The sequence below is a fragment of the Mesorhizobium sp. B2-3-12 genome (assembly GCF_006442205.1).
Classification (GTDB): domain Bacteria; phylum Pseudomonadota; class Alphaproteobacteria; order Rhizobiales; family Rhizobiaceae; genus Mesorhizobium.
Window position 1 is genome coordinate 729,024 of record NZ_VFVR01000002.1, and the last position, 21,409, is coordinate 750,432.

20 protein-coding genes are annotated in these 21,409 nt (G+C 64.7%); 9 read left to right on the forward strand and 11 right to left on the reverse strand.

Annotation, left to right across the window (positions count from 1 at the left end; genetic code table 11):
* Positions 1–10: 10 nt before the first annotated feature.
* Positions 11–1,972, reverse strand: a complete 1,962-nt coding sequence (locus FJ948_RS08855; RefSeq protein WP_140703406.1) for a hypothetical protein — start codon at positions 1,970–1,972, stop codon at positions 11–13.
* Positions 1,973–2,461: 489 nt separating this feature from the next.
* Between FJ948_RS08855 and dnaK the strand changes: the two genes are divergently transcribed.
* The 6 genes from dnaK (at position 2,462) to FJ948_RS08885 (ending at position 8,200) form a co-directional block, all read left to right on the forward strand.
* Entirely contained in the window at positions 2,462–4,378 is a 1,917-nt protein-coding gene (dnaK, locus tag FJ948_RS08860; RefSeq protein WP_140703408.1) for a molecular chaperone DnaK, read from the forward strand.
* Between the two features lie 213 nt (positions 4,379–4,591).
* Positions 4,592–5,722: a molecular chaperone DnaJ gene (dnaJ, locus tag FJ948_RS08865; RefSeq protein WP_140703410.1), complete on the forward strand. Its 1,131-nt coding sequence runs from the start codon at positions 4,592–4,594 to the stop codon at positions 5,720–5,722.
* Positions 5,723–5,874: 152 nt separating this feature from the next.
* A complete protein-coding gene (gene pmtA, locus FJ948_RS08870; protein WP_140506955.1) occupies positions 5,875–6,480 on the forward strand; it encodes a phospholipid N-methyltransferase PmtA in 606 nt (201 codons plus the stop codon).
* 97 nt (positions 6,481–6,577) lie between these two features.
* Positions 6,578–7,174 carry an NADPH-dependent FMN reductase gene (locus tag FJ948_RS08875; RefSeq protein WP_140703412.1) on the forward strand — a complete coding sequence of 199 codons (597 nt, stop codon included), beginning with the start codon at positions 6,578–6,580 and terminating at the stop codon, positions 7,172–7,174.
* Positions 7,171–7,884, forward strand: coding sequence for an orotidine-5'-phosphate decarboxylase (gene pyrF, locus FJ948_RS08880; protein WP_181173600.1), 714 nt, complete (start codon positions 7,171–7,173; stop codon positions 7,882–7,884). The genes FJ948_RS08875 and pyrF overlap by 4 nt, the downstream gene beginning before the upstream one ends.
* 28 nt (positions 7,885–7,912) lie before the next feature.
* Positions 7,913–8,200 carry a DUF1330 domain-containing protein gene (locus FJ948_RS08885; protein WP_140703414.1) on the forward strand — a complete coding sequence of 96 codons (288 nt, stop codon included), beginning with the start codon at positions 7,913–7,915 and terminating at the stop codon, positions 8,198–8,200.
* A 205-nt stretch (positions 8,201–8,405) separates the two neighbouring features.
* Here the strand turns inward: FJ948_RS08885 and FJ948_RS08890 are convergent, their stop codons facing one another.
* From FJ948_RS08890 to FJ948_RS08930, 9 genes are all read right to left on the reverse strand, one after another.
* Positions 8,406–9,464, reverse strand: a complete 1,059-nt coding sequence (locus FJ948_RS08890; RefSeq protein ID WP_140703416.1) for a D-alanine:D-lactate ligase-like protein — start codon at positions 9,462–9,464, stop codon at positions 8,406–8,408.
* A gap of 137 nt (positions 9,465–9,601) precedes the next feature.
* Positions 9,602–10,483: an SMP-30/gluconolactonase/LRE family protein gene (locus FJ948_RS08895; protein WP_140703962.1), complete on the reverse strand. Its 882-nt coding sequence runs from the start codon at positions 10,481–10,483 to the stop codon at positions 9,602–9,604.
* Positions 10,483–11,124: a 2-dehydro-3-deoxy-6-phosphogalactonate aldolase gene (locus tag FJ948_RS08900; protein ID WP_140703417.1), complete on the reverse strand. Its 642-nt coding sequence runs from the start codon at positions 11,122–11,124 to the stop codon at positions 10,483–10,485. The genes FJ948_RS08895 and FJ948_RS08900 overlap by 1 nt, the downstream gene beginning before the upstream one ends.
* A complete protein-coding gene (locus tag FJ948_RS08905) occupies positions 11,121–12,074 on the reverse strand; it encodes a 2-dehydro-3-deoxygalactonokinase (RefSeq protein ID WP_140703419.1) in 954 nt (317 codons plus the stop codon). The genes FJ948_RS08900 and FJ948_RS08905 overlap by 4 nt, the downstream gene beginning before the upstream one ends.
* Positions 12,071–12,838, reverse strand: coding sequence for an SDR family oxidoreductase (locus tag FJ948_RS08910; protein ID WP_140703421.1), 768 nt, complete (start codon positions 12,836–12,838; stop codon positions 12,071–12,073). The genes FJ948_RS08905 and FJ948_RS08910 overlap by 4 nt, the downstream gene beginning before the upstream one ends.
* Positions 12,839–12,994: 156 nt before the next feature.
* On the reverse strand, positions 12,995–14,344 hold the full coding sequence (locus FJ948_RS08915) for an EAL domain-containing protein (protein WP_140703422.1): 1,350 nt from the start codon (positions 14,342–14,344) through the stop codon (positions 12,995–12,997).
* Between the two features lie 209 nt (positions 14,345–14,553).
* Positions 14,554–16,359, reverse strand: coding sequence for a GtrA family protein (locus FJ948_RS08920; RefSeq protein WP_140703424.1), 1,806 nt, complete (start codon positions 16,357–16,359; stop codon positions 14,554–14,556).
* 159 nt (positions 16,360–16,518) lie between these two features.
* Positions 16,519–16,905 carry a GtrA family protein gene (locus FJ948_RS08925; RefSeq protein WP_140703426.1) on the reverse strand — a complete coding sequence of 129 codons (387 nt, stop codon included), beginning with the start codon at positions 16,903–16,905 and terminating at the stop codon, positions 16,519–16,521.
* Positions 16,902–18,137 carry a glycosyltransferase family 2 protein gene (locus FJ948_RS08930; RefSeq protein ID WP_140703428.1) on the reverse strand — a complete coding sequence of 412 codons (1,236 nt, stop codon included), beginning with the start codon at positions 18,135–18,137 and terminating at the stop codon, positions 16,902–16,904. The genes FJ948_RS08925 and FJ948_RS08930 overlap by 4 nt, the downstream gene beginning before the upstream one ends.
* 214 nt (positions 18,138–18,351) lie before the next feature.
* On the opposite strand from FJ948_RS08930, the gene gshB reads away from it, so the two are divergent.
* Positions 18,352–19,296, forward strand: coding sequence for a glutathione synthase (gene gshB, locus FJ948_RS08935; protein ID WP_140703430.1), 945 nt, complete (start codon positions 18,352–18,354; stop codon positions 19,294–19,296).
* A 218-nt stretch (positions 19,297–19,514) separates the two neighbouring features.
* Here gshB and FJ948_RS08940 read toward each other — a convergent pair whose 3' ends face one another.
* Complete coding sequence (locus FJ948_RS08940; protein WP_140703432.1) at positions 19,515–20,426, reverse strand: LysR substrate-binding domain-containing protein; 912 nt, start codon at positions 20,424–20,426, stop codon at positions 19,515–19,517.
* 103 nt (positions 20,427–20,529) lie between these two features.
* Here FJ948_RS08940 and FJ948_RS30230 point away from each other — a divergent pair, with 103 nt between their 5' ends.
* Positions 20,530–20,700, forward strand: coding sequence for a hypothetical protein (locus tag FJ948_RS30230; RefSeq protein ID WP_181173602.1), 171 nt, complete (start codon positions 20,530–20,532; stop codon positions 20,698–20,700).
* A 33-nt stretch (positions 20,701–20,733) separates the two neighbouring features.
* Positions 20,734–21,342, forward strand: a complete 609-nt coding sequence (locus FJ948_RS08945; RefSeq protein ID WP_140703964.1) for a class I SAM-dependent methyltransferase — start codon at positions 20,734–20,736, stop codon at positions 21,340–21,342.
* The last annotated feature ends 67 nt before the right edge of the window (positions 21,343–21,409 follow it).

Sequence of the window (21,409 nt, forward strand, 5' to 3'; positions counted from 1 at the left end):
CTTTGCCTCCTCAACGTTCGCAACTGACGGCGGGGGTGCGGAGCGGCAAGGTCATCTTGCAGCAAGGGTAGTAGCCACCCTTGTCCTTGTCGGACTTCCTGTAGAAGCACAGCCCGACATCCACTCGGTCGCCCGGATAGTGGCCGGTGATGTCGATCGTGTAAGGCTTGCCCGGTGCATGCGACATGGGCGAGGTCACCCCGACGCCTGGCGTCCTGGACTGGACCTTGATCGAATAGCCGCCGAAGCCGGCATGGTCATGGAGATAGAGATCGGCCTCGAGACCGCGCGGCGTACAGTAATACTGCACGTCCTCGACATCGAGACACGGAGGCAGATTGCCGGGCGGTGGGAAGTCCGGCGGGTAGAAGGGTGGCTCATAGCCGCCCGGTATTTCCTCATAATAGCCGGCACGGCCCTCGCAGGGATGCCAGACGGCGACGTCGCCGACATGGCCTTCCACTTCGGGGTCTTCGAAATAGCCATCGAAATCGACGAACCAGGAGCCGAAGGGCGGCACGTTGGCCGGCTTGACCAGGTCCTTGGGCGTGATCTGCACGCCATGCACGGCGAGCGGGCCGCCCGCGGCGAGTTTTTCGGCAAGCTCGGGATTGTCGCGCAATTTGTCGCCGGTGTTGACCAAGGTCTGCGTGCAGACGGAGGTGTCGAGATTGCCGTCGAAATCATAGCCATATTGCAGGTCGAGGCCGCCGGCCGACTGCCGGTTGCCCTGCGGGAAGCCGACGGCGTATTCCTGCGGCGTTTCCACCCAGACCGATTCCGTCGTCGGATCGTCCGGATCCTCTCTGAAGTAGCGGATCACCTCGCCCTTGCCGGAATCGGCGAACCGGCTGTAATCATAGCGGTTTTCGACCGGACCGCGCTGGGCGAGATACATGAAGCCGCTGTTGTCGAAGGCAATATCGGTGACGGCGTAGTCCTTGTCGGCCTTCACGGTCAGTTCCCAGCGCGGATCACCGGCAAAGGTGCCGTCGCGGGCAATGCCCACCGACCAGATTTCGGATTTTTCGCCGACCGAATAGTAGAGCCGGCCGCCATGATAGGAGACGGCCCAGACGCGGCGCTCGTCCTGGGTGTAGCCCCAGCTGTCGGGGTCTTCGGTGTCGAAGGCCGCGCCCTGTATATCCATCACCGCGCCATCGTCGGCGACGGGGGCCAGCCCATGCGCCGGGCGGCCGGCGACGCCGTGGTCGAACGTGTCGACCAGTCTGCCGCCGGCGTCGATGCGATGGATCAGGCCGGTGTCGAGGTCGGATGCGAAGAACTGGCGATGAACGGGGTCGAAGGTGATATTGCCGATGCCGGGCCCGCTATTGGTATCAATGTCGGCGAATTTGGCGACCTGGCCTGAGATACCGTCGATCTTCCAGATGGTGCCCGGTCCGCCGCCGTTTTCGGTGCCGAACTGGCCATCCATGAAGGTGGCGCCCGCGGTGCCGCGGCGCTGCCGTTCCGGCCTGCCGTCCTTGTCGGCATCCGGCGTGACGATCTCGACGCCATGCAGCGAAGTTGCGGCGGCGTAGAGGTTGGGGATATCAGACGGCACGCCGTCGCGCACGCCGTCATCATAGGTCAGGCCGAACACCTCACCGATCTGGCCCGCCGTCACCTCGAAAGGCGGCGGCGTGAAGACGAGCTGGCCCGAGGCCGGACCGCCAAGGTGCGAAACGTCGAACACGCGCAAGGTGGCGCGCGAGGTGTCGATGAAGGTTTCGTCGACGGGGTCGACGCCGGGCGGCAAGCCCTGGTCGAAATCGGGGATGATGGTGCCGGGGAAGCCGGTGACCGCCATCGAGCCGGGATAGATGATCTGGGTTTCCTGCGCCCGGGCCGCGCCGCCCGACAACAGGCCGGCGGCCAGCGCCAGCGCCAGTAAGCCGCCGCCCGCATGGGCGGCCCTGCGCAAATGGCCATAGAGAGAAGGCACGAACGAGCCGCGGATGCGAGACATGACACTACCCCCGTAGTCCAGGGGAGCAACGTCCGGGCTTGCCGCGCAAATCAGGGCAAGGCGCGGTGGTCCGGCTCGTTCTTCCCTGATCGAATTGTCTGCTTTCCTCTCCATTAGAATACGCTTGCTCTTCCGCTGGGTCAACGGAATCAACCGGAAGCCCAGCGCATCGACCTCGTCCTGAAGGCGGTGGCCGCGCCGAGCTCCCGTTGGTCCCGGAGACCGTGGAGTCTCTGGGTTGCTGGTCATGGGGGGCTTCCTTTCCAGGGCCGCACCATGCGGCGCCTGGACCTCAGTCGCGGGCTGGCACGGAAAGGTTCATGGAAGCCTTGCGCAGAATGCTTGCGCCCGATGCCGCCTGTTCTTATATACGCGCCAAGCCGTGCGGCGCCGGAACACCGGTCGTCGAACGGGATTTCTTGTGAACAGGGGCTTTCGTCGGAACGCCTTACGGGTCCTGAAAGCCTGCTTAGCGGAGAGACTAGAACAATGGCAAAAGTAATCGGTATCGATCTCGGCACCACCAACTCCTGCATCGCCATCATGGACGGCAAGGAGCCGAAGGTGATCGAGAATGCGGAAGGCGCGCGCACGACGCCTTCCATCGTCGCCATCTCGGGCGACGGCGAACGTCTCGTCGGCCAGCCGGCCAAGCGCCAGGCGGTCACCAATCCTGAAAACACCATCTTCGCGGTCAAGCGCCTGATCGGCCGCCGCTATGACGATCCGGTGACGGAGAAGGACAAGAAGCTTGTCCCCTACAAGATCGTCAAGGGTGACAATGGCGATGCCTGGGTCGAGGCCGGCGGCAAGAAGCAGTCGCCCAGCCAGATCTCGGCCATGATCCTGCAGAAGATGAAGGAAACGGCGGAAGCCTATCTCGGCGAGAAGGTCGAGAAGGCGGTCATCACCGTTCCGGCCTATTTCAACGACGCCCAGCGCCAGGCCACCAAGGACGCCGGCAAGATCGCCGGCCTGGAAGTGCTGCGCATCATCAACGAGCCGACGGCCGCGGCACTGGCCTACGGCCTCGACAAGAAGGAAGGCAAGACCATTGCGGTCTATGACCTTGGCGGCGGCACGTTCGACATTTCGGTGCTGGAAATCGGCGACGGCGTGTTCGAGGTGAAGTCGACCAATGGCGACACCTTCCTCGGCGGCGAGGACTTCGACATGCGCCTAGTCGAGTATCTGGCGGCCGAATTCAAGAAGGAACAGGGCATCGACCTGAAGGCCGACAAGCTTGCCCTGCAGCGCCTCAAGGAAGCGGCCGAGAAGGCCAAGATCGAGCTGTCGTCGACGACGCAGACCGAGATCAACCTGCCCTTCATCACCGCCGACGCGACCGGCCCGAAGCACCTGACGCTGAAGCTGACCCGCGCCAAGTTCGAAAGCCTGGTCGAGGATCTCGTCCAGCGCACCATCGAACCGTGCAAGGCGGCGCTCAAGGATGCTGGCCTGAAGGCTGGCGAGATCGACGAAGTGGTCCTGGTCGGCGGCATGACCCGCATGCCCAAGATCCAGGAGATCGTGAAGCAGTTCTTCGGCAAGGAGCCGCACAAGGGCGTCAACCCCGATGAGGTCGTCGCTTTGGGCGCCGCCATCCAGGCCGGCGTGCTGCAGGGCGACGTCAAGGACGTGCTGCTTCTCGACGTGACGCCGCTGTCGCTCGGCATCGAGACGCTGGGTGGCGTCTTCACCCGGCTGATCGAACGCAACACGACGATCCCGACCAAGAAGAGCCAGGTGTTCTCCACGGCCGAGGATTCGCAGTCGGCCGTGACCATCCGCGTTTTCCAGGGCGAGCGTGAAATGGCCGCCGACAACAAGGCGCTCGGCCAGTTCGACCTGGTCGGCATCCCGCCGGCGCCGCGCGGCGTGCCGCAGATCGAGGTCACCTTCGACATCGACGCCAACGGCATCGTCAACGTGTCGGCCAAGGACAAGGGCACCGGCAAGGAGCACCAGATCCGCATCCAGGCCTCGGGTGGTCTTTCGGACGCCGATATCGAGAAGATGGTCAAGGACGCCGAGGCCAATGCCGACACCGACAAGAAGCGTCGCGCCGTGGTCGAGGCCCGCAACCAGGCCGAAGCGCTGGTGCATTCATCGGAGAAGTCGCTGAAGGAATATGGCGACAAGGTCTCCGAGGCCGAGCGGACGGCGATTTCGGATGCGATCGCGGCGCTGAAGACCGCTGCGGAAGGCGATGACCCGGCCGACATCGAGGCCAAGAGCCAGGCGCTTGCCGAAGCTTCCATGAAGCTTGGCCAAGCCATGTACGAGGCCTCGCAGAAGGAAGCGGCGGAAGCCGACGCGAAGGCGGATGCCGCCAAGGATAGCGACGTGGTCGATGCCGATTTCGAGGAAATCGACGAGGACGACGACAAGAAGAAGTCGGCCTGAACGGCCTGACGGCAAGATAAAGCGGAAAGCCCGGCGCAAAGCCGGGCTTTTTTGCAACCCTGGCAGAAAAAGTGCGGAAAAAATCGTCGAAAAGCACGAACAGCTCCGCACCGGCCCTAGCATCCGGGCTGCGCCGATCCTAAATCGAAACAACGTGCCGGCAAACGACGCGACAATGCAGCAAGACGTTGAGCATCCGGACAGCGGGAAAAAATGAAAGCTGATTTCTACGAAACGCTGGGCGTCCAGAAAGGCGCCGACGAGAAGGAGCTCAAGAGCGCTTTCCGCAAGCTCGCCATGCAGTTCCATCCCGACCGCAACCCGGGCGATCATGCCTGCGAGCACAAATTCAAGGAAATCAACGAAGCCTACGAGACGCTGAAGGACCCGCAGAAGCGCGCGGCCTATGATCGTTTCGGCCACGCCGCCTTCGAGCAGGGCGGCATGAATGGCGGTGCGCATGGCTTTGGCGCCGGCGGCTTCGCCGACATTTTCGAGGATATTTTCGGCGACATGATGGGTGGGCGCCAGCGCCGCTCTTCCGGTGGCCGCGAGCGCGGCGCCGACCTGCGCTACAACATGGAAATCTCGCTGGAGGAGGCCTTCGCCGGAAAGACCGCGCAAATCCGCGTGCCGGCTTCGATCTCGTGCACGGAATGCTCGGGCAGCGGCGCCAAGCCCGGCACCCAGCCGGTCACCTGCTCGATGTGCAACGGCCATGGCAAGGTGCGCGCCACGCAAGGCTTCTTCTCGATCGAGCGAACCTGCCCACAATGCCAGGGCCGCGGCCAGACGATCAAGGACCCATGCCCGAAATGCGCCGGCCAGGGCCGCGTCACCGAGGAGCGCTCGCTGTCGGTCAACATCCCGGCCGGCATCGAGGACGGCACCCGCATCCGCTTGGCCAATGAGGGCGAGGCCGGCCTGCGCGGCGGGCCCTCGGGCGACCTCTACATCTTCCTGGCGGTGAAGCCGCACGAATTCTTCCAGCGCGACGGCGCCGATCTCTATTGCAAGGTGCCGATCTCGATGACGACGGCCGCCCTTGGCGGCTCCTTCGAGGTGACGACGCTGGACGGCACCCAGACCAAGGTGAAGGTGACCGAAGGCACGCAGAACGGGCGCCAGTTCCGCCTCAAGGGCAAAGGCATGCCGGTGCTGCGCCAGCCCAATGTCGGCGACCTTTACATCCAGACCGCCGTCGAGACGCCGCAGAACCTGACGCGCCGCCAGCGCGAGTTGCTGGAAGAGTTCGAACAGCTCTCCTCGCAGGACAATTCGCCCCAATCGAGCGGCTTTTTCGCCCGCATGAAGGACTTTTTCGAGTCTTTCGGCGAGCGTTGACCGGGGGTCGCAAGCAAGCCAATGCAGCCTGCTGACCGGCAAAACGAGGCGCGACAAAAACTATCTTATCCACGACATCCGCATGTCCGCGCCTTGCCTTGCGTCATCCAGGTGTTAAGTACCTCCCAAGGGGAGCGCTGAGGAGAGCTTGCATGGCACGTGGTCACGGACTGCGGAAGGCGTTTGCCGAGAAGTTCGACGACGAACTCAAATTCTTCAAGGGCTGGATCGACAAGCCGAAGACGGTCGGCTCCATCGTTCCGACCAGCTCGATCACCGCGCGCAAGATGGCCTCGATCGTCAACCCGAAGTCCGGCCTGCCGGTGCTCGAGGTCGGTCCCGGCACCGGGGTCATCACCCGCGCCATCCTCGCCCAGGGCGTGCGGCCCGAAAACCTCTACGCGGTCGAATATTCCACCGATTTCGTGCGCCATCTGCGCCAGCTCTATCCCGGCGTCAACGTCATCGAGGGCGATGCCTTCAACCTCAACGCCACGCTTGGCGAGAGGAGCGGGATGATCTTCGATAGCGTCGTTTCCGGGGTGCCCCTGCTCAACTTCCCGGTCGCCCAGCGCATCGCCTATATCGAAAGCCTGCTCGACCGCATCCCGGCCGGACGGCCGATCGTCCAGCTGACCTATGGCCCGATGTCGCCGATCCCGGCCGGCCGCGGCGACTATACGGTCAAGCATTTCGATTTCATCTTCCGCAACATCCCGCCGACGCAGCTGTGGATCTACCGGCGCGAAGCGCATTAGGCTGGAGCGCGCCTTCCAAAAAACGCCTTTCGATTTTGCGCCGATGCGTTGATTTGATCGAACCTTGGCTGTACGTGTGCCAGAACAAGGTTGGCCCATGGCAGTGATCCCGAAAATCCTCGTCTTCGCCGGCTCGGTGCGCACGGGCGCCTATAGTGGCAGGACCGCCGACGTGGCGCAGAAGGAACTTGCGGTGCAGGGCGCCGAGGTGACCCGCATTTCGCTCGCGGACTATCCCTTGCCGATCCTCGACGAAGATCTGGAAAAGGAAAAAGGCGTTCCCGAAAACGCCCAGAGGCTCGCACGGCTCATCGCCGCTCATGACGGGCTGCTGATCGCGACGCCGGAATATAATGGCTCCATCCCGCCGCTGCTCAAGAACTCGATCGACTGGGTGAGCCGGGTGCGAAGGGATGGCGGCCGATCGGTCAGGCCGCTTGCCGGCAAGGTCGCGGGCCTTTGCTCGTCCTCCAACGGCCACTTCGCCGGCATCCGCTGCATCAACCATCTGCGCGCCGTGCTGGTGCGCTGCCAGATGGAGGTTGTGACACCGGAATGCTCGGTGCCGGAGGGGGGCGACGCCTTCGACGGGGACGGTCATTTCCGTGACGAAAGACTGCACAAATCGATGGAGCACCTATGCCGTACGCTGATCGAGACCTCGCGCATGCTGTCGACCAGGGTCGAGGCGTGACAGCCGCAACCGTGCAGGCCAACTCCATGCAAGAGCGACTGATCGTCGGCCTCGACGTGCCGACCGTGAAAGAGGCCGAGCGGGCGGTGCGCGAGCTCGACGGCGTCGTCTCCTTCTACAAGATCGGCTACCAGCTGGCCTTTGCCGGCGGCCTCGACTTCGCCAGGGAACTGGCCGGTGGCGGGACGAAAATCTTCCTCGACATGAAGCTGCTCGACATCGACCACACGGTGGCCAAGGGCGTCGAGAACATCGTCAAGATGGGCATGACCATGCTGACCGTCCATGCCTATCCCAAGGCGATGGCGGCGGCGGTGGAGGCGGCGCGCGGCAGCGAGCTTTGCCTGCTCGCCGTCAGCGTGCTGACCTCGATGGACGAACAGGACATGATCGATGTCGGCTATGAATACGACCCGCACACGCTGGTGCTGCGGCGTTCGGAACAGGCGCTGCATGCCGGCATGGGCGGCATCGTCTGCTCGGCCGCGGAGGCCGAGGCGGTGCGCCGCATCGTCGGCCCCGACATGGCGGTGGTGACACCCGGCATCCGGCCAACGGGGAGCGACCATGGCGACCAGAAGCGGGTGGTGACACCGGGGCAGGCGGTCCGAAACGGCGCCAGCCATCTGGTCGTCGGACGACCTATCGTCGCGGCCAGCGACCGGCGCGCCGCGGCTGAAGCCATTTTGGAAGAAATGCGCTCGGCCTGACGGGCCCGCACGAATAGGAGAAAAGACAATGCCCAAGGGATACTGGATCGCCCGCGTCGATGTGCGCGACGCGGAAGGCTACAAGGATTACGTCGCGGCCGCCAAGCCGGCCTTCGAGCGCTTCGGCGCGACATTTCTCGCCCGCGGCGGTGAACACGAGAAAGCCGAGGGTCCCGGTCGCGCGCGCAATGTCGTCATCGAGTTTCCATCGCTCGCCGCCGCGCATGACTGCTACCACTCGCCGGAGTATCAGCGCGCCGTCGCCATCCGCCAGAAGGTCGCCGACGGCGAGATCGTGCTGGTCGAGGGGATTTAGGCGACGCCTCTTGGTTTCGTGATCCTTGGGCGTAGCGACGCGAAGCGGAGCGAAGACCTAAGGATCCATTCCGTGACCTTGACCAGGAATGCAGCGTCGCGACGCTTCTGAGTCACGGCATGCATTCCAGGGTCTGCGCGCGTCGCTTCGCTCCTTGCTCCGCCCTGGAATGACGAAGTCGTTCGGTCTCAGCCAATCATGAAGATCACGGCATCAGCCTATTCGCCGCTGTTTGCGCCATCGCGTCGGCAAGGCTCAGCCCCCACTGCGCGCGGCAATAGTCGCGAAAATCGAAGCAGGGCAGTCCGGGGCAGACCTCGAATTCAATGAGGTGAACCGTATCGTCGGCCTCGACACGCAGATCGATGGAAAACACGTCGCGCAGGCCGAGTCCCTGGATCAGCCGTTCGGCGATCCGGCGGATCTTGGCATCGGCGCCGGGCTGGCTGTCGCCAACGGCCACGAGCTCCGGTTCGAGGTACTCACCCGCCGCCTTGGCCGCCTCGCCAGTGTCGCCATAGAGCGCCAGGCTGTCGGCCATGGTCTGGAAATCCGCGCCCGATTCGACAAAGGCGATGCCCAGCGCCTCGACGCCGGTTTGCGGCGTCAGCCCGAGGAAGCTGGCGCGCACGTTGCGGCCGGCGACATAGGGCTGGACGACGACATCGTCGCGATATCTGGCGAAGACACGCCGGCTGAGCTCCAGCGCGTGGCCGAGATCGCTTACGCGCGAATCCGGCCAGATGCCGATCTTGGCGCCGAGCCGGTTGGGCTTGACGAACCAGCCGGCGGTGGAGGCCGGCGGCTCGACCAGCCATTTCCCATCCCGGGCAAGACCCGCCTGAGGCACTGGCAGGCCGAGCGCACCAAGCACGGCGCCAGAGCGGAACTTGTCCTGGCAGAGCGCGAAGAGCGAATCGTCGGCGCCGATTGTCTTGAACCCGCCCAGCCTCGCCAAGGCTGGCGCAGCACCGCCGCGAAAATAGGCGATGCCGTCGGTCAGCGTCCAGACCAGCGTCGTGGACGGATCGGCTCCGGTGAGCGCCCTTGCGGCATCGTCCAGATCCACCGGAGCGAAGGCGAGGCCGCTTCTGTCGCAGGCGGCAGCCAGCGCGTCGAATTCGGGCGCGAGATCGGTCGACTGCGCCAGATAGGACGAAATCTCGGCGGCGCGCTCCGGTGCATGGCCATCGGCGACCAGGCGGTCGAGGCAGGCCTTCTCCGGCTCATGGACAAGGATCAGCTTTGGCTTGTGGCTCGACATGAGATGCGTGAATCCCGGCAATGCGATCACCCACAATCGCACAGCCGACACAAACGGCTTTCGCGAAACCGACTCAAGTCGGACGCCTGCGTGACAGCACCGCCATGGGCGTGAGCGGTGCCGGTCGCCCGGCCTGTTCAAGCGATCAGGACGCGCGGCTCCAGGCGACCATTGACAGGAATGTCGATCAGGAAGGTCATGCCGCCCTGCAGATCGAGCAGGCGCTGCTTTTCATTCTTGCCCGACCACGCCGATGTGACCGCCAGCCGGTCGGCGTTCCTGCCGACGAAGGCCGGGCAGGATGGCTGCGTCACCGGCATGGCGACCGTGCGGACGAGCTTGCCGTCCGGTCCATAGGCCTCGATGACGCTTCCGCCCCAGACAGCGTTCCACAGGATGCCGTCGCGGTCGAGCACCGAACCGTCGATATAGCCTTTGGCCGACCGGTGATCGACGAAGATTTTCGGCTCGCCGGCGGGCAGTCCGGTCGCCGGATCGCAGGCAACGCGCATCAGCAGTCCGGTCGAGGTGTCGGTATAGTAAGCGAGCGCGCCGTCTGATGAAAAGCAGATCGAGTTGGACACGGTGATGTCCGAAAACAGGCGGCGCAGTTCGCCTTTGAAAAACCAGTAGATCGAGCCAGCGCCCTTTTCCTCGCTCTTGCCCATGGTGCCGACCCAGAAGGCGCCGCAGGGATGGACGCGGGAATCGTTGGAACGGGTGACCGGATTGTCGGCTTCGATCGGGGTGTGCAACGTCATCTTGCCGGTCGCGACGTCACGGACATGGAGGCCGGTCTCGGTGGCGATCAGCTGGCGCTTGTCGTCGATGATAGCGATGGCGCTGGCCATCTGGCCGAGTTCGTGAACCTTTGTGGCGCCGCCGGACAGCTGCTTTTCCAGAAGCTGGCCGTTGACGATGTCGAACCAGAACAGCGCATCGGTGCCGGGATCGTAGCTCGGCCCTTCGCCGAGCTGGCAGACATGGTCGGAAAAAACCGAAACGATCGCTTCGTTCATCATGCGTCTCCGCCGAACACGGCGTCCCAGGCCGCCACCGCCGCCTGGGCCCGCGCGGCCACGTCGTCGACGCTCATGCCCGGCTTGAACAGGCTGGAGCCCAGCCCGAAGACCGTCACGCCAACCGCCTTGTAACCGGCAAAATCCTTCTCCGAAACGCCGCCGACCGCGCCGACCAGCGTCTGCGCGGGCAGCACCGCCCGGATCGCGGATATGCCCGAGGCGCCGAGCACGCTGGCGGGAAAGAATTTCAACGCCGAGGCGCCGAGCCGGATCGCCTGGAAAGCCTCGGTCGGGGTGAACACGCCGGGCATGGTGACCATGCCGTAATGCGCGGCGCGGCCCATCACCTCGGCATCGATGTTGGGGCTGACCAGCAGCCTCCCGCCGGCCTGGTGAAGGCCGTCGACGTCGGCCGCCGTCAGCACCGTACCGGCGCCGACCAGCGCTGACTTCGGTAGCACTTGAACAATCCTGGCGATCGACGAAAACGGCTGGGGCGAATTGAGCGGCACCTCGATCGCCTCGATGCCGGCATCGAACAATGCCTGGCCGATGGCGATCGCCTCAGTCGGCTTGAGGCCGCGCAGGATGGCGACCAGCCCGCGCTTGAGCTTCGGGAAAGGGGCGGTCTGGCTCATGGGGCTGCTCCGGTTCTGGCGATCATGCCGTTCTCGCGCGCGGCTTCTATGAGACCGGCGCGTACTGCCTCGTCGGCATCGACGGTGCGCAGACCAAGCCCGGCAAGGCCAATCGCGGCCTGGTAGAGCCCAGCCAGCGCGCCCGAGGCTACCAGCACGACCGATGTCGCGCCGGCGCCATGGCGGCGCCGGGCCGACGCGATCTCGCCGCCGATCAGCAGGCCGGACAGGCAGGCCGCCGCATCCTCCGACTTCAAATCCTGCAAGAGCCCGGCGGCGCGGATGGCAAACAGCCGCGAGGTGACATCGCCACCCTCGCCAAGCGCCTGCTCGCACCATTGCCGGAAGAACGGACTGTCCACTGCCACCGGAGCCGGATGCTCGCCCAGCGAATGCTTGAGGATCGAATGCGCTGATAGCACCGAGAACAATTCGCCGGTCGGCCAGGTGCCGAAGCCGGCAACCGCGCCATCTTCGACCGCGACCCATTTCGAGTGCGTGCCGGGCATGCAGACAAGATGCCGTCCCCCTTCCGGCAAACCGGCGCCGGCAAGCTGTGTTTCCTCGCCGCGCATGACGTCGGGCGCATCGGCCAGACGCTGGGCCAGGCCCGGAACGATGCGGATATCGCGGCGCTCACCCTCGATCCGGGCCGCGCCGCGCAGGATGGCACCGATCGGTGCAGGCACGGTCACATAGGACGCCTCGATCCAGCCCTGGCGGGAGCCAGCCATGCCGCAGATGATGACGGGCAGCGCATCAGGCGCCCCCATGGCGGTCAGATGGCCTTCCAGCACGTTGGAGAACCCCTTTTCGCGCGCGGTGATCAGGCCATCGTCGCCGCGGCGCTCGGCAAGGACGTTGCCATTGCCATCGATCAGCCAGGCCCGGAGCCGGGTCGTGCCCCAGTCGAGCGCCGCCACCGCCGGAGCGGCAAATCCCGCGCTCACAGGAAGCCCCCGTCGACGATCAGCATCTGCGCGGTCAGCATGCGCGAGGCGTCGGAAGCCAGGAACAGGACCGTGCCGATCATGTCGTCAGGCCGCATGACCTCCTTGATGCACTGCTTGGCGACGTGGGCGGCAAGCGCGCCTTCGGTCACCCAGCGCTCCTGCTGCCGCTCGGTGATCACCCAGCCGGGCGCGACGGCGTTGACGCGGATGCGATCGGGTCCAAGCTTGCCGGCCAACCCCTTGGTGAGACCCAGTATACCCGCCTTGGCGGCGGTATAGGCCGGCATGTCGGGATGGTTGATGAGGTAGGAGGTCGAGGTGAAATTGATGATCGAGCCGCCGCCCGCCCGCTTCATGCCTGGCGCCACCGCCTGCGCGGTGAAGAAATGCGGCCGCAGGTTGATGGCGAGATTATTGTCCCAGAATTCGACGCTGACATCCTCGACGGCATGGCGTTCGTCCCAGGCGGCGTTGTTGACCAGCACCGTGACGTCGCCATGCGCGTCGGCGGCCTGGGCCGCGGCCGCGCGCAAGGCCTCGACGTCGCGCAGATCGGTCTTGAGATAGAGCGGCCGCCGGCCGAGCTCCTTCTCGATGCTGTCGGCAAGCGCGGTGCTCGGCGTGTCGGCGATGTCGATGAAGGCGACCTTGGCGCCCTGGCGCATGAACCCTTCGGTCAGGGCCGCGCCGATGCCGGAGCCGCCGCCGGTAATCAGTACCGAAGCGCCTTCGAGGTCGGCAAAACGCGCCGATGGCATCATGATTTTCGTCTCCCGGGTCAACCGGCGCGCATCCTAGCCAGACACGTCCGGCGGGCAAGGGCGAAAAGACTGATTTTCGGGCTTATGTCAGACAAAAAGGCGAAGGCGCCCGTAAGGCGGCATCGCTCCATGCGGGGCAGCGCCTGAATCCGCCGCTCAGATCGCCTTGGCGCGCAAGGCGCCGCGGAAGGAATCGCGGAGATAGCCCAATGTGGCGTCGGCATCGGCCGGTTTGCCGAACAGATAGCCCTGCCCGCCGGCGCAACCGAACTGGACCAGCCGGTCAGCCTGCGCTTCCTCCTCGATGCCTTCGGCGACCACGTCCATGCCGAGCCCTTCGCACATTGCGAGGATGGCGCGGATGATGTGTTCGGACGGCCGGTCGTCGAGAATGGAGGAGACGAAGGCGCGGTCAATCTTGAGCTTGTCGAAATGGAATTCACGCAAGCGGCCGAGCGAGGACTGGCCGGTGCCGAAATCGTCGAGCGAGACGCGGATGCCGACGCGGCGCAGATCCTCGACGATCTGCGCGGCCGAGGCCGGGTCGTTCATCAGGCCGGTTTCGGTGATCTCGATCTCCAGCCGGCGCGGGTCGAAGCCGGTGCGGTCGAGGATCGCCAGTATGTGTAGGCCGGTGTTCTGGTCAACGAGTTGCGAGGGCGACAGGTTGAAGGACAGGAACAGGTCCTTCGGCCAGCTCCTGGCGGCTTCGGTCGCCTTGCGCAATACGAGCTGCGACAGCGGGCCGATGATGCCGCGTTCCTCGGCGATGGGAATGAAGACGGTCGGGGGTACCGCGCCGAGATCGCGGTCGGTCCAGCGCGCCAGCGTCTCGAAACCGATGGTGCGACGGGTGGCGAGATCGACGATCGGCTGGAAATGCGGCTCCACCTCGCCGGCCGAGACGGCGCGGCGCAGCGCCTGCTCGATGCGGGTGACGCGCTTGGCGGCCTCCTCCATCTCACGGGTGTAAACGACGACGCGGCCACGGCCGGAACGCTTGGCGTGGTAAAGCGCCGTTTCGGCCTTGTTGATGAGGATCTCGGTGGTTTCGTCGCCGGAATAGAACAGCGAGCAGCCGACCGAGGCCGAAAGCCTGGCGGTGCGCTCGCCGACATCGTAGGGCGCCGACAGTATCTCGATCAACATGCGGGACTTTTCGGCCGCCGCGTCCTCCGAGAACACCAGCGGGTAGAGGAAGGCGAATTCGTCGGCGCCGATGCGGCAGACCGTCGAATGGCCGTCCATCGAGGCGCGCAGCCGCATCGCGACCTGGATCAGGATGTCGTCGCCGGCCTTGTGGCCGAACAGATCGTTGATCGGCTTGAAGCCGTCGAGGTCGAGAATGCCGACGGTGAAGGGCGCGGGATCGTCGGCGCGGTCGCTGATCAGACGATCCACCTTGTCGAAGAAGCGGCGATGATTGCCAAGCCCGGTCAACGGATCGGTGAATGCCAGATCCGTGCTTTCCCTGTTTGCCTGACCGGTGCCAAACGGAGTTTGCATCGGTGTCCCTGTTCGTCCCTGCTCTTGTCGTCGGAATTTATTTTCGAGACTGGCAGCAAACCCTTTAGGAAACGTATCGCGTGAACCGATTTTTGTAGCCGGAGCATGATCCCGAAAAATGGCATCCGGCCTTCACCGTGAACCACGCCTGGACAGGGAGCGGATGCCTTCGAGAAGCCGGCTACAAGATACGTCAAGCACGTGGATTTTCAGCCGCCGGGCCGGACGCGGTACAGTTCCAGAGGGGCGCCACGGGTCTCGGCCACCGGCTCCAACCATTCCGGCACGCTGCCGCGCATCAGTCCGGCCAGGAAGCTGTCCGGCGCCTTGGCCGCGAATAGCCGGCTTTCCGGGTTGCCGCGGCAGAGCGCGACAATTCCGACATGGTGGCTTTCGACGACGGCTTTCGCGTCGGTGGCCGAGCCCAGCAAGGCTTCGAACGCCAGCAGGTTTCCGGCGACGTTGCGATGGTAGGGCCCGGCGAACACGCGATGACCGGTGAAGGCGAGGATCGGCGAGCCGAGATTGGAGATGGCGAGCACCGTGGTGGGGGCCAGCGCGCCAAGCGTGGCGAACGAAGCCTTGCTGTTGCAGGGTGCATTGATGCCGGCGGCGCTGGCAGGTGCCGCGGTTTCGAACGCGCTCGATGCGGCTTGAGCGGCACCCGCCCAGATCGCGTTCACCGAGATCAGCCAGGCCGCGGCCATCCGGAGCACCGAGCCGCTGGACGGGCTGGCTTCGGCCCGCTGCCGCCATTTGGCGATCCAGGCCGAAAGCGGGATCACCGCGAAGACGATGGAGAAGGTCGAGCCGCGCACTTCCCAGGCGCTGACGAGGAGTGCCACCACCAGCAGCGCGGCGACGAGGCTATCCTGCCGCCGCCAGCCGCCATGGCTGAAGCGGAGCGCCATCAGGACGATCGCCACCAGCGGCGTGGCAAAACGCGCCACGGCCCTTGCCGGATCGTCGACGACAAGCTGGGTGATCGACTGTGCCTCTTCGATATGGTCGAGCCATATCTGCCGCAGGCGCGGGTCGAGATCGGCGTAGGGCGCCGCCAGGCATTGCGGGAACAGGAGCCCGACAAGGAGCGCGAGAGCGACGGCAAGCAAGGCAAGCGATATCAGGCGCCGGGCGGCCGTCGCGTTGGCGGCCTTCCATGAAGCAATGATTGCCAAGCCGCTGCCGGCAAGCCCGGTGACAGCGAACTGCACGACCGAGAATGTGTCGCACTGGGCCACGCCCCAGGACGAGACGGGAATGGTGGCGGCGAAGACGAGGCCCGAGGCGCCGGCGAGGCCGAGGCCAAAATCCCTGGCGATCAATCTTTCGCCGTCACCCGTGCCGAGAAACAGCAGCGCGACGACGGCGCCGAGGGTTCCGGCATAGGGCGCGCTCTCCATACCGATGGCGAGGGTCAGCGTGGCGCAGATGCCCGCGACAAAGGCAGCCGGCCGATGCATGGGCGCCTCGAGCAGCAAAGCGAGGCTTGCCAGCGTCAGCATCAACTGGACATTGTGATGGTCCAGCGCGCCGGGAGAAAAAATACCGATGTAGTACAAGGCCGCCCCACCGACGACGGCGGCGGGCAGCACGGCGGGCGCGCCGGCGAAAGCGCGCGCGGCGCGGATGACGAAGAAGATCGCCAGCCAGAACTGCAGGGAAGGCCAGAAAATTTGCACGATGTGTTCGGCCAAAGCGGGGCTGCCGGTCAGGCTCGAAGCCGCAAGGATGCCCAGCGCGAGCGGCGCGTCGAGCAGCCGCGACCAGTGCATGACGAAGCCGCCCTCCAAGCCCATCCTGTACTGGTGCAGGTCGAACCAGCCCTGGCCCCCCAGCAGATCGCGGACCTCGACCAGTTGCAGCAGGCTGTCATTGTCGCCCGCGGGATTGGCCAGTTGCGGGAATCCTTGCAGGGCCTCGAGGGCCAGCAACAGCAAGAGCGCAAGCAGCGCAAACGCAATATCGGATCGCCAGAAGCCGTGGCGCGTCTGCTTGGAAGATTTCTGGGACATGGTCACGAGCGGCTTCATTCCGTGCGGAGCACCGCATCGTAGCGCGCGGGTTTCAACAAAGGGTAAAATCAGAACAACCGTCAGGGACGTGTCCGACGGTTTCGAGCTGGAATCGAGCAAGACAAGAAGGCGGCCATCCCGGCGTTTCCCTGAGCCTGCTCAGGCGCGCATCGGGAAAACCCAAAGCGAGGACAGGAGATAGCTCAGCGTACTGGTCGCGACCGTCATCAGCGCCGACATGGCGGGCGCGGACATGCCGAGATACGCCACCGCTATATGGGAAACGGCGCCGGAAAAGACCGCGCACCCCGCTTGCACCGCCAGATAGCGGGGCAAGGCACGAGCATGATCGTGCTGCCCGCCAAAGGTCCAGCCTCGTTGCGCCGAATAGGCAAGGGCAACCGTGAGCGCGTAAGCAAGCAGGCTGCCCAGGAAGGGCGAGAGGCCGAGCGAGACCAGCAGCCACGACAGGGCAAACAGAAGCAACGCGGCGGCCACGCCAACCGTCAGGAAGCGGAACAGCCGTGTCTGGACGAGGTCGGTCACGGTTCCTCGCGGGCCGGCGTTTCCTGGAACTGGCCTGCCTTCAGCCGCTTGACCGGTATTTCCAGGACCCCGAGCAGGAAAGCCGAAAAGAAGGCCTGAAACGAAATGACGATCAGGCTGAGGCCGAGGACGACGATGCGCGGGATTTCGGAATCATTCAACGGGCCGAAATTGAGATGGGCCCAGCGCATGACGGCATAGAGGCAGAACAGCAGGCCAGCGGCAAAGCAGATGCCGGCATTGGCGGCGAGGCGGTCGGTGCTGATGGTCCTGGTCAGCCAGTCGGACCCGCGGCTGCGCGGCAGGATGCCGGTGATCTCGGCATAGTATCGCGAAATGGCGCCGAAGGTGATGAGCTGGATGCCGGTGACGACCATGAAGCAGGCGGCGACGAAGGTGTTGAGATCGAGCGAAAGATTGTCGACCACCCGCAAGGGGCCGAACACCAGCAGGGCGGCAAGCAGCGTGCCAAGGCCGGAAAGCACCGCGCCCGGGATAAAGAACATCCAGCGCGGATTGTAGACCAGCAGGAATTTGAGATGCCGCCAGCCGTCACGCCAGGTCCGCAGATGCGGCGGCCGGCTGCGGCCGTCGGGCTTGAGCGTGGTCGGTACTTCCTCGATACGCAGGCCGGCAAGCGCGCTGCGCACCACCATTTCGCTGGCGAATTCCATGCCGGTCGTCTGCAGATCGAGCTTGCTGATGCTGTCGGCATTGAAGCCGCGCAGGCCGCAGTGGAAATCCCCCGTCTTGATGCTGAAGAACAGCCGCCCGACGAAACTCAGCACCGGATTGCCGAGATAGCGATGCAGCGGCGGCATGGCGCCGGCCTCGATGCCGCCCCGGAAGCGGTTGCCCATGACCAGGTCGGCGCCGCCGCGCAGCCGCGCCACGAATGCCTCCAGCGCACCGAAATCATAGCTGTCATCGGCGTCGCCCATGATGATGAAGCGCCCCCTGGCGGCGGCGATGCCGCCCAGAAGTGCCGCGCCATAGCCCTTTTGCGCGACCGGGACGACACGGGCGCCGCCTTGCGCGGCAATCTCCTGGGAGCCGTCGTTGCTGCCATTGTCGGCGATCAGCACCTCACCCGGGATTCCGGTCTTGTCGAGAAAGGCCCTGGCCTTGCCAATGCAAACGGCCAGCGTCTCAGCCTCGTTGAGACACGGCATCAGGATTGTGAGTTCGAGCTGCTGGGAGGAGGCTGCGCGGACGGCAGTGAGCGCGTTCATGATCGTTGTCCAACGGAGACACCCTGTCCGGCACCGGCCGTCAGGGTTTTCGGCGCCGATCTTGTCCGATAAGGCTTAAGAAAACGATGACATGCGTTCTCGCCTTGTCTGCAACGGCCGGCAAGTCTGGCTGATCGCAATGTTCAAAACCTGCGATTGGCAGAAGGCGCCGCGACCCTTATATCGCTTGCGTCGACTGCGCTGGGGATCCACCATGAAGCTGAAAATCGCCGTCCAGATGGACCATGTCTCCACCGTGTCGATCGCCGGCGACACCTCGTTCGCGCTGTCGCTGGAAGCGCAGCGGCGCGGCCATCAATTGTTTCACTACACGCCCGACCGGCTGTCGCTGCGCGACGGCAAGGTGTTTGCCCGCATCGAGGAGATGCAGGTGCGCGACGAGAAGGGCAACCATTACACGCTGGGCGACAAGGTGCGCACCGACCTGTCGGAGATGGACGTGATCCTGCTGCGCCAGGATCCACCCTTCGACATGAACTACATCACCACCACGCACATACTGGACCGCATCCATCCGAAGACGCTGGTCGTCAACGACCCGGCCTGGGTACGCAACAGCCCCGAAAAGATCTTCGTCACCGAATTCCCGGACCTGATGCCGGACACGCTGATCACCAAGGATCCGCTGGAGGTGGCCGCCTTCCGCAAGGAGTTTGGCGACATCATCGTCAAGCCGCTCTACGGCAATGGCGGCGCCGGCATCTTCCATCTCAAGGAAGACGACCGCAATCTCGCCTCGCTGCTCGAAATGTTCGCCCAGCTGTCGCGCGAGCCCTATATCGTGCAGCGCTATCTGAAGGACGTGCGCAAGGGCGACAAGCGCATCATCCTCATCGATGGCGAGGCGGTCGGCGCCATCAACAGGGTGCCGGCCGAGCACGATTCGCGCTCCAACATGCATGTCGGCGGCCGCGCCGAGCAGACCGAGTTGACGACACGCGAGCGCGAGATCTGCGCCCGCATCGGACCGTCGCTGAAGGAACGCGGCTTCATCCTGGTCGGCATCGACGTCATCGGCGACTACATGACCGAGATCAACGTTACCTCGCCGACCGGCGTGCGCGAAGTCGCACGCTTCGGCGGCGCCGACATCGCCAGCCTGTTCTGGGACGCGGTGGAGGCCAAGCGCGGGAAATAGCGCTTACAGCCTATGAGGGTTTGGCATATTGCTCGGCGCTCATGCCAGGCTGAGCAGCCGTTTCACTTTGTTTTAACCATGTTCCGCTTTTTGCAACCGCGTACAAATCGCGATGCAACCGAAGCGATTACCGGTTCCGGCGATGTTCCTGATTTGGTCGAAAACCTGTGCGTCCCGGCCAGGCGTGGCAGGCGCGCCGCAAATGCCTTGCCCGGCTCTCAGGGTCGGGGCACTTCGCGGTCCCGGACGTCCGCCGTCTCGGCCAGCACCCAGTCCCTGAACAGCTTGATCTTCGGGGTATTGCGGCGGCTTTCGGAATGCACCAGCCAGTAGCCGTCGCCGTCGGACCCCAGGGCCTCGAATGGCTGGACCAGCTGTCCCGTCGTCAGCAAGGAGGAGTAGAGGTTGCGGGTGAGGATGGCGACGCCCTGATCCGTCAGCGCCGCCATCGCGTCATAGGCCTGCGTGCCAAGCTCAGGACCGGTTATGATGCGATCGGGCTCGAAGCGGGCACCGGCTGCTTCGAACCAGATCTTCCACCAGGGGTCGGTCGAACAGCATAGCGGCAGCTTGTAGAGATCCTCGGGACGGTGGATGCCTCCGACGCTCTGAACGAGCCGTGGGCTGAGCATCGGCGTGTAATCCGCCTTGAACAGATAGTGGGCTGCCAGGCCCGGCCATTTCCCGGTACCGGTGCGAATACCGATGTCCATGCCGTCGCGGGCGAAATCGGCCAGCCGGGACGACGTATCGACTTTCACGGCAAGATCTGGATGCATCAGCTGAAATGCTCCCAGGCGCACCGCCAGCCAGGTCGAGGCGAAGGTCTGGACCGTGGTGACGGAGAGCACGCCGGTGGCGCCGCCCTTGGTCGCGACCCACGCATCGGCCAGGGCCGAGAAGGCGCCCGATGCGTGCGGCGCCAGCTGCTCGCCGGCCTCGGTCAAGGCGATTTGTCTTGTTTTCCTTATGAATAGCGGCGTTCCCGCGCGTTCTTCCAATACCTTGATCTGATAGCTGGCCGCCGACTGGGTCATGCCGAGTTCTTCGGCCGCCTTGGTAAAGCTGCCCAGCCGCGATGCGGCTTCAAACACCCTGATGGCGCCCAAGGGCGGCAGATCCCAGCTCATGATGCATCAATCCTCCTGATGCATGATACGCGACGTTCGATTGGAAACCAAGCCGGGCGCGGTGCACACTCAAGCCATCAAACGAACCCGAGAGGACATGGCAATGAACACCTCCACGTTACGCATCATGGTCCGTCATCCGATCCTCGATCTCTTCGTCGCTCCCTTCAGAGCGCGGTCGCGCCGCCTGCTGGACCAGCGCGCTTTGTCCGACGATTTCAAGCGCGACATCGGCCTGCTCGACGGCCACGCCCCCTACGGCAGCATCCGCTAGGCGCGCTCCGACGGACAGAAACGGGAGACAATGATGAACGTACCGGCAAAAACCTTGGCGCAAACCCGTCAGACGATCCAATCCTATGAGGACTACGCGGTCCGTTATGACGAGATTGTCGGGCATATTCCCCACCCGAACGACCAGGCCGCACTCGAGCGCGCCGCAGCGATCGCCGGAGCGGGCGGCCAGATTCTGGAGATCGGCTCCGGCCCGGGCCGCGACGCCGACTTCCTGGAGGCCCTTGGTGTCAAGGTCAAGCGGACCGACGCCACGCGGCGCTTTCTCGAACTGCAGGCGGCGCGCGGCAAGCCAGGCGAACTCCTCGACGTGATCACCGACGAGCTTGGCGGTCCCTACGACGCGGTGGTAGCGCTCGCCGTGCTGATCCATGTGCCGCGCGACCAGATCGACCAGGTTCTGGCGAAGATTGCGCGCTCCTTGCGGCCCGGTGGCGCCTTTGTCGTCTCGATGCGCGAAGGCGAAGGCGAAACGGGCGGCAGCTACCATACGGTCGACTGGCGCAGGGACGCCTTCGCGACTCGCATCGAGGCCGCCGGCATGGAGCTTCTCAGCCACGCCTTCCGCGTCGGCAGGAAGGAGCGGGGGTGGAATACTTTCCTGGCGGCGAGGCCGTCGTGACCCCGCGCGTCCTCGAGGCGCCCGCCCGGCATTCGGTGAGGCTCGTCTTCCGGGGAGGTCGCGAACA